The 13,399-nt window shown below is 65.6% G+C and carries 11 protein-coding genes; 8 read left to right on the top strand and 3 right to left on the bottom strand.

The window, feature by feature from the left end:
* The first annotated feature begins 197 nt into the window (after nucleotides 1-197).
* From ACWIKC_RS04485 to ACWIKC_RS04470, 4 genes are all read left to right on the top strand, one after another.
* Entirely contained in the window at nucleotides 198-653 is a 456-nt protein-coding gene (locus ACWIKC_RS04485; RefSeq protein WP_454598931.1) for a c-type cytochrome, read from the top strand.
* A gap of 25 nt (nucleotides 654-678) precedes the next feature.
* Entirely contained in the window at nucleotides 679-1,173 is a 495-nt protein-coding gene (locus ACWIKC_RS04480; protein ID WP_454598930.1) for a DUF427 domain-containing protein, read from the top strand.
* A 4-nt stretch (nucleotides 1,174-1,177) separates the two neighbouring features.
* Nucleotides 1,178-2,503, top strand: coding sequence for an ABC1 kinase family protein (locus ACWIKC_RS04475; protein WP_454598929.1), 1,326 nt, complete (start codon nucleotides 1,178-1,180; stop codon nucleotides 2,501-2,503).
* 69 nt (nucleotides 2,504-2,572) lie between these two features.
* Nucleotides 2,573-3,910, top strand: a complete 1,338-nt coding sequence (locus ACWIKC_RS04470; protein WP_454598928.1) for an MATE family efflux transporter — start codon at nucleotides 2,573-2,575, stop codon at nucleotides 3,908-3,910.
* 9 nt (nucleotides 3,911-3,919) lie between these two features.
* On the opposite strand, the gene ACWIKC_RS04465 is transcribed toward ACWIKC_RS04470, so the two are convergent.
* Nucleotides 3,920-5,305, bottom strand: a complete 1,386-nt coding sequence (locus tag ACWIKC_RS04465) for a M20/M25/M40 family metallo-hydrolase (protein WP_454598927.1) — start codon at nucleotides 5,303-5,305, stop codon at nucleotides 3,920-3,922.
* A gap of 151 nt (nucleotides 5,306-5,456) precedes the next feature.
* Here ACWIKC_RS04465 and ettA point away from each other — a divergent pair, with 151 nt between their 5' ends.
* Both ettA and ACWIKC_RS04455 read left to right on the top strand, forming a co-directional pair.
* Nucleotides 5,457-7,130, top strand: a complete 1,674-nt coding sequence (gene ettA / locus ACWIKC_RS04460) for an energy-dependent translational throttle protein EttA (RefSeq protein WP_454598926.1) — start codon at nucleotides 5,457-5,459, stop codon at nucleotides 7,128-7,130.
* A 173-nt stretch (nucleotides 7,131-7,303) separates the two neighbouring features.
* Nucleotides 7,304-8,353 carry an RcnB family protein gene (locus ACWIKC_RS04455; RefSeq protein ID WP_454598925.1) on the top strand — a complete coding sequence of 350 codons (1,050 nt, stop codon included), beginning with the start codon at nucleotides 7,304-7,306 and terminating at the stop codon, nucleotides 8,351-8,353.
* Between the two features lie 91 nt (nucleotides 8,354-8,444).
* Here the strand turns inward: ACWIKC_RS04455 and ACWIKC_RS04450 are convergent, their stop codons facing one another.
* Nucleotides 8,445-9,020, bottom strand: coding sequence for a cytochrome b (locus tag ACWIKC_RS04450; RefSeq protein ID WP_454598924.1), 576 nt, complete (start codon nucleotides 9,018-9,020; stop codon nucleotides 8,445-8,447).
* 98 nt (nucleotides 9,021-9,118) lie between these two features.
* Between ACWIKC_RS04450 and ACWIKC_RS04445 the strand changes: the two genes are divergently transcribed.
* Nucleotides 9,119-9,787, top strand: coding sequence for a 2OG-Fe(II) oxygenase (locus ACWIKC_RS04445; protein WP_454598923.1), 669 nt, complete (start codon nucleotides 9,119-9,121; stop codon nucleotides 9,785-9,787).
* Between the two features lie 4 nt (nucleotides 9,788-9,791).
* Here ACWIKC_RS04445 and ACWIKC_RS04440 read toward each other — a convergent pair whose 3' ends face one another.
* Nucleotides 9,792-11,441: a lysine--tRNA ligase gene (locus ACWIKC_RS04440; protein WP_454598922.1), complete on the bottom strand. Its 1,650-nt coding sequence runs from the start codon at nucleotides 11,439-11,441 to the stop codon at nucleotides 9,792-9,794.
* A gap of 103 nt (nucleotides 11,442-11,544) precedes the next feature.
* On the opposite strand from ACWIKC_RS04440, the gene ACWIKC_RS04435 reads away from it, so the two are divergent.
* Complete coding sequence (locus tag ACWIKC_RS04435; RefSeq protein WP_454598921.1) at nucleotides 11,545-13,353, top strand: SLC13 family permease; 1,809 nt, start codon at nucleotides 11,545-11,547, stop codon at nucleotides 13,351-13,353.
* The last annotated feature ends 46 nt before the right edge of the window (nucleotides 13,354-13,399 follow it).

Raw genomic sequence — 13,399 nt, 5'->3', positions numbered from 1 at the left:
AAGCGCATGCCTTCGCCAGTGCTCCGAGCCAGGGTAAAAGGGCCGGTGTTGGCCTTCCGCCGCACCGGAAACCGCTCCTCGGCCCTCCTGGAAGCAGCGCAGGCGCTGAGTTCCCGACGCTCCTTCGCAGATCTGCGCGTTAGGATCGCAGTCCGATTGGGTTGTCATTTTGCCTGTTAGGGTCCTATGCTCCCCCCATGAAGACAGCCGCCATCCTCGTCCTCGCCGTGCTTCTCAGCGCCTGCGAGATGACCCCGGCGGGTGGCGAAGCCATCGGCACCGTCGGAACGGCTGCGGCGGAGGGCAAAACGCCCGAATTGCGCGGGCTGAACTTCGCACAGGACCGCTGCGCCGATTGCCATGCGGTGGAGCGGTTGCAGACATCTCCTGTGCCGACCGCACCGAGCTTCGAAGCCGTCGCGAACGCGCCCGGCGTAACCAGGGAATCGCTCACTCAGTGGCTGAACACCTCGCACGATTATCCGCGCGAAATGTATTTCGAAATTCCGGCAGAGCGGATCGACGATCTGGTCGCCTATATGCTCACGCTGCGCAGCGAGGATTACGAACCCGCGATCGGTCTGGCTCCGGATGCGTCCACGCCTGCCGCCTCGGGCGGATCGCTCAACGGCAGGACCACGGCAGCACGGTGATCGGCGCATCGTCGAGCCGGCAAGCGTGAAGCCGCGCCCTGATCCAGCGGGCCCCGGGCAGGAAAGCGTCTGGGCTTATCCACGGCCCGCGATTGCCGAAGCTACGAGCGCGCGCATCATCATCGAGCATGCGGGCACGATCGTCGCCAGCACCAAAGCAGCCATCCGCACGCTCGAGACCAGCCACCCGCCCAGCTATTACATCCCCCCTGCGGATATCGCCCCCGGCGTGCTGCGCCGCGCCGCGGGCAGTTCCTTCTGCGAGTGGAAGGGCGCTGCGGCCTATTGGGATGTGGTGATCGGCGACGTCGTGATCCCGAAAGTCGGCTGGAGCTACCCCAGCCCGACCGCCCCGTTCGCAATGTTGCGCGATCATGTCGCGTTCTATGCCGCACCGTTCGATCGCTGCAGCGTCGACGGCGAGACGGTGACGCCGCAGCCGGGCGAATTCTACGGCGGCTGGATCACGAGCAAGCTCGCCGGGCCGTTCAAGGGCGTGCCCGGTAGCCGCTTCTGGTGATCGCTTGAGCGACGAATCCTACAAGGGAAACGGGCGCCGGGTCCCGCGCGGACGGCTGTCGCGGCTGGGCCATTTCGGACGGCTGGCCGGCGGAGTCGCGGGCGGGATGCTGGCCGAAGGCGCGCGGCGGCTGGCAGAGGGCGAACGTCCGCGGATGCGCGACATGCTGCTCACCCCTGGCAACATCAACGGCGCCGTCGAGCGCCTGTCGCACTTGCGCGGTGCGGCAATGAAGCTGGGGCAGATGATCTCGCTCGACGCGGGCGACATGCTCCCCGCCGAACTGTCGCAGATCATGGGTCGGCTGCGCGAGAACGCCCACCACATGCCCCCCGCCCAGCTCAACCGCGTCCTCGCGCAGCATTGGGGCAAGGACTGGCGCAGCCGCTTTGCGCGGTTCGAGCCGCGCCCGATAGCCGCCGCCTCGATCGGCCAGGTCCATCGCGCGCTGACCCACGACGGGCGCGAACTGGCGATCAAGGTGCAATATCCCGGCGTACGCGAAAGCATCGATGCCGATGTCGACAATGTCGCGACGCTGCTGCGCATGTCGGGCCTGATGCCGCGCGAAATCGACATCGCCCCGCTGCTCGCCGAGGCCAAGCGCCAGCTAGCCGAGGAAGCCGATTACGAGCGTGAGGGCGCGCAGATGACGCTGTTCGGCGAATTGCTCGCCGATACGCCCGATGTCGTGGTGCCCGAGCTCGACCGCGAATTCACCACCGACCGGGTGCTGGCGATGACCTTTCTCCCCGGCCAGCCGATCGAATCGCTCGAGACCGCACCGCAGGAAACCCGCGATGAATTGATACGCCGGCTGATCACTTTGGTGCTGCGCGAACTGTTCGAATTCGGGGTGATGCAGACCGATCCCAATTTCGCCAATTACCGCTACCAGCCCGACACCGGGCGGCTGGTGCTGCTCGATTTCGGTGCCGCGCGCCCGATCGATCCGGCGACCGTGGCCGGCTATCGCGGGCTGCTGGAGGCCGGGCTCTCGGACGACCGCGTGGCCATCCGCGAGGCGGCGGTCGCGGCGGGCTTCGTCGGCGAGGCGGCGATTGCCCGCCACGGCGGCCGGGTCGACCGGATGATCGAGGTAATCGCGGGCGAGCTCAACCGCCCGGGCCCGTTCGATTTCGGCGATCGTCGCTTCGTCGGAGCGCTGCGCGATGAAGGCATGGAAATTGCCGCCGACAAGGCCAGCTGGCACCTGCCCCCGACCGACATCCTCTTCGCCCAGCGCAAGATCAGCGGCACCGCGCTGCTCGCCGCCCGGCTCAAGGCGCGCGTGGATGTCCGCTCGCTGACCGAGCGGTTTCTCGACTGAAGCGTTGCGCCGAGTTGTGCGCCGGGCGATAGGCGCGCAAGGATGCTGACGGCGGGGGAAATTATCTGAATGGCCAAGCCCGGCACCCCCGCAACACCGCTCGAATACCGCGCCATCTGGGCGATCGCGCTGCCGGCGATGGCGACCAATGTTGCGACGGCAATGATCGGCGTGGGCGATATGTGGATCGTCGGGCGGCTGGCCGATGCGCCGACGCAGGGCGCGGTCGATATCGGCGCGCGACTGTTCGCGATGCTGTTCGTGGTGATGAACTTCCTCAAGACCGGGACCACCGGGCTCGTGGCGCAGGCGGGCACGCGTCGGGGGGCGCAGGAACAGGCCGCAGTTCTGATGCGCGGATTGGCGGTGGGGCTGGCGATCGCGTGCGCGCTGCTGGCGGCCAAGCCGTTGCTGCTGCCCGCGCTGTTGGCGGTGCTTGGCGCCGAGGGCGAGGTGCTGGGCGCTGCGCGTGTCTATGCCGAAATCCGCTATTGGAGCGCGCCCGCGGTGATGGCCAATTTCGCGCTGGTAGGTTTCCTCGTCGGGCGGCGGCAAATGCGCGCGGTGCTGGCGTTCGAGGTGGGTTACAACCTGCTCAACCTCGCATTGGGCGCCTGGCTGGCGCTGGGTCTCGACTGGGGCATCGCCGGCATCGGCTGGTCGAGCTTCATCGCCGAAGTGGCCAAGCTGGCGGCCGTCGCCGTATTCATCCTCGCCGGGGCCTCGGGCAAGACGCTGCGGAGCGCGCTGCTGGAGCGCGGAAATCTGCGCTGGGCCGAGCTGCGCCCTTTCCTCTCGGTCAATCGCGACCTGTTCCTGCGCACGCTCGTGCTGATGGTGGCGCTGGCGGCGCTCACCCGGCTGAGCGCCGAGCGCGGCGTGGTTTCGCTCGCGGCCAACGGCATCTTCTACCAGCTCTTCGTGGTCACCGCGCTCCTGCTCGACGGGTTCGAGAACGCCGCACAGGTGCTCAATGGCGAGCGGCTCGGCGCGCGCGATCGCGAGGGCTTCACTCGCTATATCGGCGCGCTGCTGTGGCGCGGGCTTGGCGTGGCGCTGGTGCTGTCGGCGCTGTTCGCGCTGTTCGCAGGGCCGGTGATCGACAGTTTCGCCGCCACCCCCGAGATCGCGCAAATGGGGCGGCAACACGCGATCTGGCTGGCGGTGATCCCGGTCGCGGGGTTTGCCGCCTTCGTTTACGATGGCGTGTTCGTCGGCGCGAGCTGGACGCGCGCGCTGCTCGGCTCGATGATCGGCGCGTCAGCGCTTTACGCCGTTTTGCTGTGGCTGACCTGGCCGCTGGGCAATGACGGCCTGTGGCTGTCTTTCGCCGTATTCCTCGCGGCGCGGGCCCTGTTCCAGGCGGTGCAGGTCAGACGGTTGACCGCGCGTAGCTTCCCCGCCTGACCGGCTCGCCTATTCGCCTTGCATGATCGCCGGACGGTGGTTGGCGAGCACACCCACCACCGCGGTCCACACCGCGACGTTCTGGCGCAATTGCACCGGATCGATCTTGTCGAGCGTGTCGTTCTCGGTGTGGTGGAGGTCGAAGTAACGCGTGCCGTCCTGCTGCAAATCGATCAGCGGCCCGCCCTGTTCGCGGACCAGATTGAGGTCGGCACCACCCGTGGCGACATTGGTCGAGGGTCCGACCCCGAAGCGGGCCACGGCCTGCGCCAGATGACGATAGAGGTCGGGGTCGCTGGCGGTGAAATTGGTCTCCAGCCGCCAGACGCGGTCCGCACCGAAATCGCTTTCGAGACCGACAAAGACCGGCTCCTCGGCATGCGCCGCAGCATAGGCGCGCGAGCCCCACAGACCGGTTTCTTCCGCCCCGGCAAACAGGACGCGGATGGTGCGCAGCGGCTGGCCGTATTCGGCGACATGCTTGGCCGCCGCGGCGATGATGCCGCAGCCAGCGCCATCGTCGAAGGCGCCGGTGCCATTGTCCCAGCTGTCGAGATGGCAGGCGAGCAGCACCGGCGGGAGCGAGGGTTCGCGCCCGGTGATTTCGCCCACGACATTGCCGCTCTCGGTCTCACCGATGAAGCGCGGGGTCATCAGCAGTTCCATCGTTACCGGGCGACCTTCGGCGCGCGCGAACACGCGCTCAAGATTGTCGGAGTCGGGATTGGACAGCGCGCCCGAAGGAATCGGGGTCACGCCTTCGGGAAACGTGGTGTTGCCGGTGTGGCTGACGCGCTGGTTGTCGGTCCCGATCGAGCGGATCACGGTGGCGGCAGCGCCCTTGCTCGCGGCGAGCGCCGGGCCGGTCCAGCGTGCCGGGCCGGCGAAGCCATAGCCCGAGCCATCCTGCGTGGGCCGCATGTCGTGGCTGATGAAGGCGATCTTGCCCGCCAGGCTGCCTGCGGGTGCGGCGACAAGGTCGGCATAGCTGGGGAAATAGACGACTTCGGCGGTCAGTCCGTCCGGACCGGTGGTGCCGCTGTTGCCCAGCGCGGCGATGTGCATCGGCTGGACGAAGGGCGCGGTGATGCGCGCGGTTTCCTCGCCGCGCACCCAGGTCTGCATCATGAAGGGTTCGTTGGCGACATTGGCGAAGCCCTCGGCGCGCAGCCAGGTCATCGCCCAGTCGCGCGCCCGCGCCTCGGCTTCGGTGCCGGGCATGCGCGGGCCGACCTCGGTGGTGATGCCCTCGACGAAGTCCCAGGCGACGGTGTCGCTTTCGAGCGCCTCTTCAGCCTGGCCCAGCGCGGGCGATTCGGCGGTTCCCATGGTCTGGGCCATGGCGATGGACGGGAGGGCGGAAGCGGCGGCGAGCGCAATCAGGAGGGTTCTCATGGCCGCGACTGCTAGCATTCCCTTGGCCGATGCCAAGGCCTATTGTGCCCGCGACCCCCGCGTTTCGACCCCCGGCTTGCCCGCAGGGCCGCCAGCGCCTATCTCGCGTGCTGAAATTTCCCCTATTCTCGTTACCCGAAGGACCCGCCCGATGGCCGCGCAATACGCCTATGTCATGAAGGACATGACCAAGACCTTCCCCGGTGCCCCCAAGCCGGTGCTCGCCAACATCAATCTGCAGTTCTATCGCGGCGCCAAGATCGGTATCGTCGGCCCCAACGGCGCGGGCAAATCCACGCTGATCAAGATCATGGCCGGGATCGACACCGACATCAGCGGCGAGGCTTGGCCGGGCGAGAACGTCACCGTCGGCTATCTCGAGCAGGAGCCCGAGCTCGACCCGACCAAGACTGTGCTCGAGAACGTCAAGCAAGGCGCGAAGGAAACCGCCGATCTGGTCGAGCGCTTCAACGCAATCTCGGCCGAAATGGCCGAACCCGACGCAGACTTCGAGAAGCTCGGCGACGAGATGAGTGAACTCCAGACCAAGATCGACGCGGTCGATGGCTGGACGCTCGACAACCAGCTCGAGATCGCGATGGAGGCCCTGCGCTGCCCGCCCGGCGACATGAGCGTGGAAACGCTTTCGGGCGGCGAGAAGCGCCGCGTGGCGCTGACCCGGCTGCTGATCCAGAAGCCCGATATCCTGCTGCTCGACGAGCCGACCAACCACCTCGATGCCGAAAGCGTCGAATGGCTGGAAAACCACCTCAAGGAATACGCCGGCGCGGTGCTGATGATCACCCATGACCGCTACTTCCTCGACAATGTGGTGGAGTGGATCCTCGAGCTCGATCGCGGGTCGTACTTTCCCTACGAAGGCAATTACTCGACCTATCTGGAAAAGAAGGCCAAGCGCCTCGACCAGGAAGACCGCGAGGAATCCGGACGTTCCAAGGCGCTCAAGGAAGAGCTTCAGTGGATCCGCCAGACCCCCGCCGCTCGGCAGACCAAGAGCAAGGCGCGTATCCGCAAGTTCGAAGAGCTCCAGGAAGCGCAAAGCCAGCGCAAGCCTGGCAAGGCGCAGATCGTGATCCAGGTGCCCGAACGGCTCGGCAGCAAGGTGATCGAGGCCAAGAACATCACCAAGGCCTACGGCGACAAGCTGTTGTTCGAAAACCTCTCCTTCATGCTGCCTCCGGGCGGCATCGTCGGCGTGATCGGCCCCAATGGTGCGGGCAAGTCCACGCTGTTCAAGATCCTCACGGGCAAGGAAACCCCCGACAGCGGTACCGTCGAGATCGGCGAGACCGTCCACCTCGGTTTCGTCGACCAGAGCCGCGGCGACCTCAATCCCAAGAACAACGTCTGGGAGGAAATCTCCGACGGCCACGACTACATGAAGGTCAACGGCCACGACGCCTCAACCCGCGCCTATGTCGGCGCGTTCAACTTCAAGGGCGGCGACCAGCAGAAGAACGTCGGCAAGCTCTCGGGCGGCGAACGCAACCGGGTCCACATGGCCAAGATGCTCAAGCAAGGCGGCAATGTGCTGCTGTTGGACGAACCGACCAACGATCTCGATGTCGAAACGCTGGGTGCGCTGGAAGACGCGATCGAGAACTTCGCCGGCTGCGCGGTGGTGATCTCGCACGATCGCTTCTTCCTCGACCGGCTGGCGACACATATCCTCGCCTTCGAGGGGAACAGCCATGTCGAATGGTTCGAAGGCAATTTCGAGGCCTACGAGGAAGACAAGCGCCGCCGACTGGGTGACGCAGCGGATCGGCCCACAAGGCTGGCCTACAAGAAACTTACGCGCTGATTGCAGCTTGGGCACTCCGTCTCGATATTCATATTACCAACCCTCAACATTAACAGAAGGCAGTCACTGCGGTTCAGTCAGCGGTCAGTCCTTCGTGCTACAAGGGCGCTACTGACATCTGAATTCAACACGCCGCGGCTGGTGGAGCGGCAACAGGGACGGAGACACGCTCCATGATACTGACAGATCTTCTCAAGGGCTCCGCGTTCGGCGCACTATCCCTGGCCATGCTGTTCGCAGCGTCGCCCGAACCTGCCGAGGCCAGTGAAACCGTAGCCGCGGCTGCAATCGCGCAGGACCGCGACCAGCCTCGTGGCGATCGGCCCCAGCGCGGGGAGCGCCGCGAGGCGCGCCAGCAAATCCGCGAAGCGCGGCAGGCGGCGCGGCCCGAACGCGTGCAACGCGCCGCTCCCGAACGCCAGCCTGCTCGGGCGGATATGCGCGAGGCCCGCGAGGCTGCACGTTCTCAGGCGCGTAGCCAGAGTCCGCGCGAAGACTTTCGCCGCGGCACCGTCGGCCGCAACGACTCGGGTCGTGCCGCGCCGAGCGATGCTGCTCTCGCGCGCAGCCAGCAGCAGGCGGCACGGCAGCAGGCCCGTCAACAGCAGGATAGCCAGCAAGCCGTGAGGGGTAGGGATACCCGCGCGGCGTATCGCGCCGGTCGACAGGCCGATACGCGGCAGGACCGCCGCGACACGCGGCAGGACCGCCGCGATACGCGGCAGGACCGCCGCGATACCCGCCAGGCTTACAGGGCCGGCGAGCGCGAAGGTTATCGCGACGGTCGCCGGGTCGATCGGCGCGAAGACCGCCGCGACACCCGCCGGGCCTACCGCGACGGACAACGCGACTCTGCGCATTCCAGCCGCCAGGCACGCTATCATGACGGGCGCCGCTGGCACGACTACCGCCGCTGGGACCGTCAGGACTGGCGCCGCAGCCAGCGCTACAACTGGCAGGGCTATCGCGCATCCAACCGCAGCCTGTTCCGGCCGGGGCGTTATTATTCGCCCTACCGCAACCACCGCTACAGCCGGTTGAGCATCGGGATCAGCCTTGGCAGCGTGTTCTTCGGTTCGCGCTACCAGATCAACGATCCGTGGCGCTATCGCCTGCCCGAGGTCTACGGCCCCTATCGCTGGGTCCGCTATTACGACGATGTGCTGCTGGTGGATATCTACTCGGGCGAAGTCGTCGACGTGATTTACGATTTCTTCTGGTAATCCCGCTATTAAGCCTGCCTGCCATGACCCGATCGGGTCGGCAGGCCACCGAGACCCCCGCCGAGCGATCGGCGGGGGTTTTTTATTGCGCTCAGCCCGGGATCTTCCCGAAAGGCAGCATCCGGAAAATACCGCCGTTGCGATCGAAGAAAGTGTGCTTGAGCGCGCCGAGAATATGGAGGCCGATCAAATAGACGAAGATCTGCCCGCCCAGCGCATGCGCGTCGAAGATCGTGTCGCCCAGATCCTCGTTCTCGCCCACCGGCAGCGCCGGGATGGTGAAGGCGCCGAACATCTCGACCGTGCGGCCACTGAAGGAATTGGCGAGCCAGCCGCCGAGCGGCAGGCCGATCAGCAGCACATAGAAGACGATGTGCACGCTGCGCGCCAGCACCTTTTCCCAGCGCGCCAGATCGGATGGGAACGGCGGCACGGGATGGGTCCAGCGCCAGACCAGCCGGCCCAGCGTCAGCAGCAGGATCAGGATTCCGATCGCCTTGTGATTGGCGAAATATTGCATGGCATCGGCGCGGGTGGCATTTTCGGCGGCTTCGGCGATGCGCCAGTTTACGATCACCGCGATCGCAATCAGCCAGTGGAAAATCATCGCCCCGGTCGAATAGCGGCGGGCGGTGCCTGTGTAGGTGGCGGTGTCTGACAAGCTCATGATCCCGGTCCTCCTCGGATTGCGTGAGGTTTAACGTGCATTGGCAATGGCGCAAGACGGTCCCTTGCAGCCAGCGGCCCACTTGCTAATTAGCCTGCATGGCGACCAAACAGATCATTCCCGACCAGGACGCGTTGAAACGGATCGGCGAGACCGTGCGCAAGCGGCTGACCGGCGATCCCGAAATCTACCAGGTGCCAACCGACAAGGCCGAGATTTTCGCGGTCGGCAATTTCCTCTCGGCGGCGGAATGCCAGCGTTTCGTGCGGATGATAGATGTCGTCGCCCGGCCAAGCTCGCTGCACGAGGAAGCCTATGCCAGCGGCTTTCGCACCTCCTATTCGGGCAATTTCGATGCCCACGATCCCTTCGTCCTGGGAATCTCGCGGCGGATCGACGACCTGCTCGGGATCAATTCCAAATGCGGCGAAACGATCCAGGGGCAACGCTATCTGCCGGGGCAGGAGTTCAAGCCGCACAACGACTGGTTCTACACCGGCGAGAAATACTGGGCCGGCGAGCGCAAGCGCGGCGGCCAGCGCAGCTGGACCGCGATGGCATTCCTCAATTCGGTGGCCGAGGGCGGCCACACGCATTTCAGCGAGATCGGCGCCTCGATCGAGCCCAAACCGGGCGTGCTGCTGATCTGGAACAATGCGCTGCCCGACGGCACCCCCAACGAGGCCACGCTCCACGCCGGCACCCCGGTGATCAGCGGCGAGAAATACGTCCTGACCAAATGGTACCGGACGCGCAAATGGACCTGAGCTCCTAGGCTTTGCGCGCCAGCGCTTCGGCGATCAGCGCGCGGCTGTTGGCGATACCGTAGAGCGCGATGAAGCTGCCCATGCGCGGCCCCTGCGCCGAGCCCAGCAAAGTCTCGTAGAGCGCCCGGAACCAGTCGCGCAGGCTGTCGAACCCATAGCGCTCGTCCTTGCCGATCTCGTAGACCAGCGTCTGGATCTCCTCGGCGGTCGCCTCCGGACCGCACTTCGCCAGTTCTTCGTCGAGCGCCTGCAGCGCCGCGGCCTCGTTGGCCTCGGGTGTGCGCTTGACCAGCGTCGGGGCGATGAAGTCGCGATTGTAGGCCAGCGCGGTCCCGACAAGCGTGTCGAGTTCGGGGTGCCTGGCCGGATCGGGATCGGCGATGTAATTACCCAGATAGGACCACACCTGCTCGCGGTCCGCCTGCGCGCCCAGCACGCCGACGAGGTTGAGCAGCAGACCATAGGTCACCGGGAGGCTTTCGCCCGCGCCCGGGGCTTCGGAATCCTTCCAGCCACCATTGACGCGCAGCAGGTGCCACGCCGGATTGCCCAGCTGCTTGTCCAGCTGTTGTTCGGCAATCCGTTCGCGGAACTGCCAGTAATCGTCGACCGCGCGCGGGATCACATCGACGTGCAATTGCTTGGCGCTCTTGGGATTGGGGAAGATGTAGAAGCCGAGGCTCTCCTCGCTGCCAAAGGTCAGCCATTCCTCGATCGTCAGGCCGTTGCCCTTGGACTTGGAAATCTTCTCGCCATTGGCGTCGAGGAACAGCTCGTAGATCAGCCCCTCGGGCTTGCGGCCACCGAGCACCTGCGCAATCTTGCCCGATTGCACGCCGCTGTCGGTCAGATCCTTGCCATACATTTCGTAATCCACGCCCAGCGCGACCCAGCGCATCGCCCAGTCGACCTTCCACTGGAGCTTGGCGCGGCCACCGAGCGCGGATTGCTCGATCACGCTGCCGTCCTCATCTGTGAAGCGGATAGTCCCGGCCTCGGCATCGACGATTTCCACCGGGACCTGCAGCACCTTCCCGCTCGTCGGGCTGATCGGCAGCACCGGCGAATAGGTCTGCCGCCGTTCTTCGCGCAAGGTCGGGAGCATGATGTCGAGGATCGCCTGATTGCGGCGCAGGACGTTGCGCAGCGCATCGTCGAAAGCGCCGGAATTGTAGCTCTCGCTCGAAGCGACGAACTCGTAATCGAAACCGAAACGATCGAGGAATTCGCGCAGCCGCGTGTTGTTGTGATCCGCGAAGCTGGCGTGGCCGCCGCCTTCGTCGGCACCGAAAGGGTCGGGGATGCGGCTCAGCGGCTTGTGCAGGTTCGCTTCGAGCAGCGCCCTATTTGGGACGTTGTCGGGCACCTTGCGCAGGCCATCCATGTCGTCCGAAAAGGCCACCAGCCGCGTCTTGCCGTCTTCCGGCTTGGCACCGATCATCGCCTCGAAGGCGCGGCGCACCAGCGTGGTCCGCAACACTTCCTGGAAGGTGCCGATATGCGGCAAGCCCGAGGGACCGTAGCCGGTCTCGAACAGCACCGGAGAGCCGTCCGGCTTGGTGCCTGCGGGATAGCGCTTGAGCAGCCGCTGCGCCTCCTGGAACGGCCAGGCCTTGGATACGCGGGCGGCTTCGATCAATGTGGGTTCGCTCATGACGGGGCGAATTGCGTTTTCCCGCTAGGATTGCAAGCGGACACGCCCCATAATATCGCATCGGCCAGCCATTCGCGGCCGCACCGAACGATCGGACCGGCGCGTGGAACCACTTTTCTTTGCTGTCGCGCCGGGCGCGGCGCCGCTCGTCGGGCTGCTCCTTCTCATCGCTCTGTTCGTCGCTTTCGCGATCGAGCGCCGCCCGCCGGTCACCGTGGCGGTGGCGGGCGCGATCCTGATGATGGTGCTGGGTTTCCTGCCGCCCGACGATATCATCTCGGCCTTCAGCAACAACGCACCGATCACCATCGGGGCGATGTTCGTCCTCAGCGGAGCCTTGCTGCGCACCGGTGCGCTGGAGGAAATCTCGGGCATCATCATCCGGCGGACCCTGCGCAAGCCCCGGCTCGCTATCGCCGAAATCGGTGCCGGTACTTTCGTCGCCTCGGCCTTCATGAACAACACCCCGGTGGTGATCGTGATGATCCCGATCATGAAGCGGCTGGCCCGGGTGATGAAGCTGACGGCGACCAGGTTCATGATCCCGTTGTCCTACATTTCGATCCTCGGCGGCACGATGACCCTTATCGGAACCTCGACCAATCTCCTCGTCGACGGGGTTGCGCGCGAACAGGGTCAGGCTGCTTTCGGCATTTTCGAGATCACCGGTGTCGGGCTTGTCACCGCCACCGCCGGGTTCCTTACGCTGGTGATCCTGGGCCCGCTGCTGTTGCCAAACCGCGAAGAGGAAGCCGGCGAGGCGCTCACGGAGAGCGAAGCCTATCTCTCGACGCTCGAACTCAACCGCGAGAGCGCGCTCGTCGGGCAGGAAGTCGGCCGGACCGCGCTTTCCCGGCGACCGGGGGTGCGGATCGTCGGGGTGATGCGCGGGGCGGACACAATCCGCAGCAATGTCGGGGCGCTCGTCCTGGCGGGCGGCGACCGGCTGATCGTCGCTGCGAGCCCTGCCGAACTGACGTCGCTGGCCGAGGCGATCGATTTCCGCGTCGGGCTGACCGGCGTGGGCGGCGGGGTCGCGACCTCGGGGAAGGACCGCCCGCGCGACCTCAAGCTGATCGAGGCGGTGGTGTCCTCGACCCATCCGATCATCGGGCGTCGGCTGGCAGAAATACCGTTGCTCTCCAAGCTTCGGGTCCGCGTTCTGGGCCTCGCCCGACCACGGCATCTCGCCGGACCCGACCTGTCCAGCGCCAGAGTGCGCGCGGGCGATCGGCTACTGATCGCAGGGAGCGGCGATTCCATCCAGTCGCTTCAGTCTAATATCGACCTGACCGATGTCGAGGTCGCGGAGACCGCCGCTTTTCGCCGCACCAAGGCCCCCATCGCCATTGGCACCCTCGCGCTGGTGGTGCTCGGCGCGGCGTTGTTCGATCTGCCGATCGTCGCGCTCGCGCTGGTGGGTGTGGCGCTGGTTCTGGTGTCGCGCTGCATCGAACCCGAAGAGGCCTGGCGCTCGATCGATGGCAACACGCTGGTGCTGATCTTCGCGATGATCGCCTTCGGGATCGGGCTGCAGAACGCGGGCACCGTCGAACTTCTGGTCGCCGAAATCGAACCGTTGCTGCGCGGTGCCTCGCCGATTCTGCTGCTGTTCGGAGTATATGCGATCACCAGCGTCCTCACCGAGGCAGTGACCAACAATGCCATCGCGGTGATCATGACGCCGATCGTCATCGCGCTGGCAGGCACCCTGGGCATCGATCCGCGTCCCTTGATCGTGGCGGTGATGTTCGGCGCCAGCGCCAGCTTCGCCACGCCGATCGGCTACCAGACCAACACGCTCGCCTATGGCGCGGCGAATTACCGCTTCATCGATTTCGTCAAGATCGGGGTGCCGATGAACATCATCGTGGGCATCGCCTCGTGCTTGGGGATCATCCTGTTCTTCTGAGCCCAATCCGGGCTGGGCGTGTTTACTTTTCGTTCTGCCATTTCCA

The sequence above is a fragment of the Qipengyuania sp. SM2507 genome, from assembly GCF_053714505.1.
This window is presented reverse-complemented; position numbering and strand designations above follow the sequence as displayed.

Bases quoted from the DNA above. Each gene is read 5' to 3' on its own strand.
- ACWIKC_RS04485 (WP_454598931.1), top strand. From the start codon at position 198: ATGAAGACAGCCGCCATCCTCGTCCTCGCCGTGCTTCTCAGCGCCTGC.
- ACWIKC_RS04470 (WP_454598928.1), top strand. From the start codon at position 2,573: ATGGCCAAGCCCGGCACCCCCGCAACACCGCTCGAATACCGCGCCATC.
- ACWIKC_RS04465 (WP_454598927.1), bottom strand. From the start codon at position 5,305: ATGAGAACCCTCCTGATTGCGCTCGCCGCCGCTTCCGCCCTCCCGTCC.
- ettA (WP_454598926.1), top strand. From the start codon at position 5,457: ATGGCCGCGCAATACGCCTATGTCATGAAGGACATGACCAAGACCTTC.
- ACWIKC_RS04455 (WP_454598925.1), top strand. From the start codon at position 7,304: ATGATACTGACAGATCTTCTCAAGGGCTCCGCGTTCGGCGCACTATCC.
- ACWIKC_RS04450 (WP_454598924.1), bottom strand. From the start codon at position 9,020: ATGAGCTTGTCAGACACCGCCACCTACACAGGCACCGCCCGCCGCTAT.
- ACWIKC_RS04445 (WP_454598923.1), top strand. From the start codon at position 9,119: ATGGCGACCAAACAGATCATTCCCGACCAGGACGCGTTGAAACGGATC.
- ACWIKC_RS04440 (WP_454598922.1), bottom strand. From the start codon at position 11,441: ATGAGCGAACCCACATTGATCGAAGCCGCCCGCGTATCCAAGGCCTGG.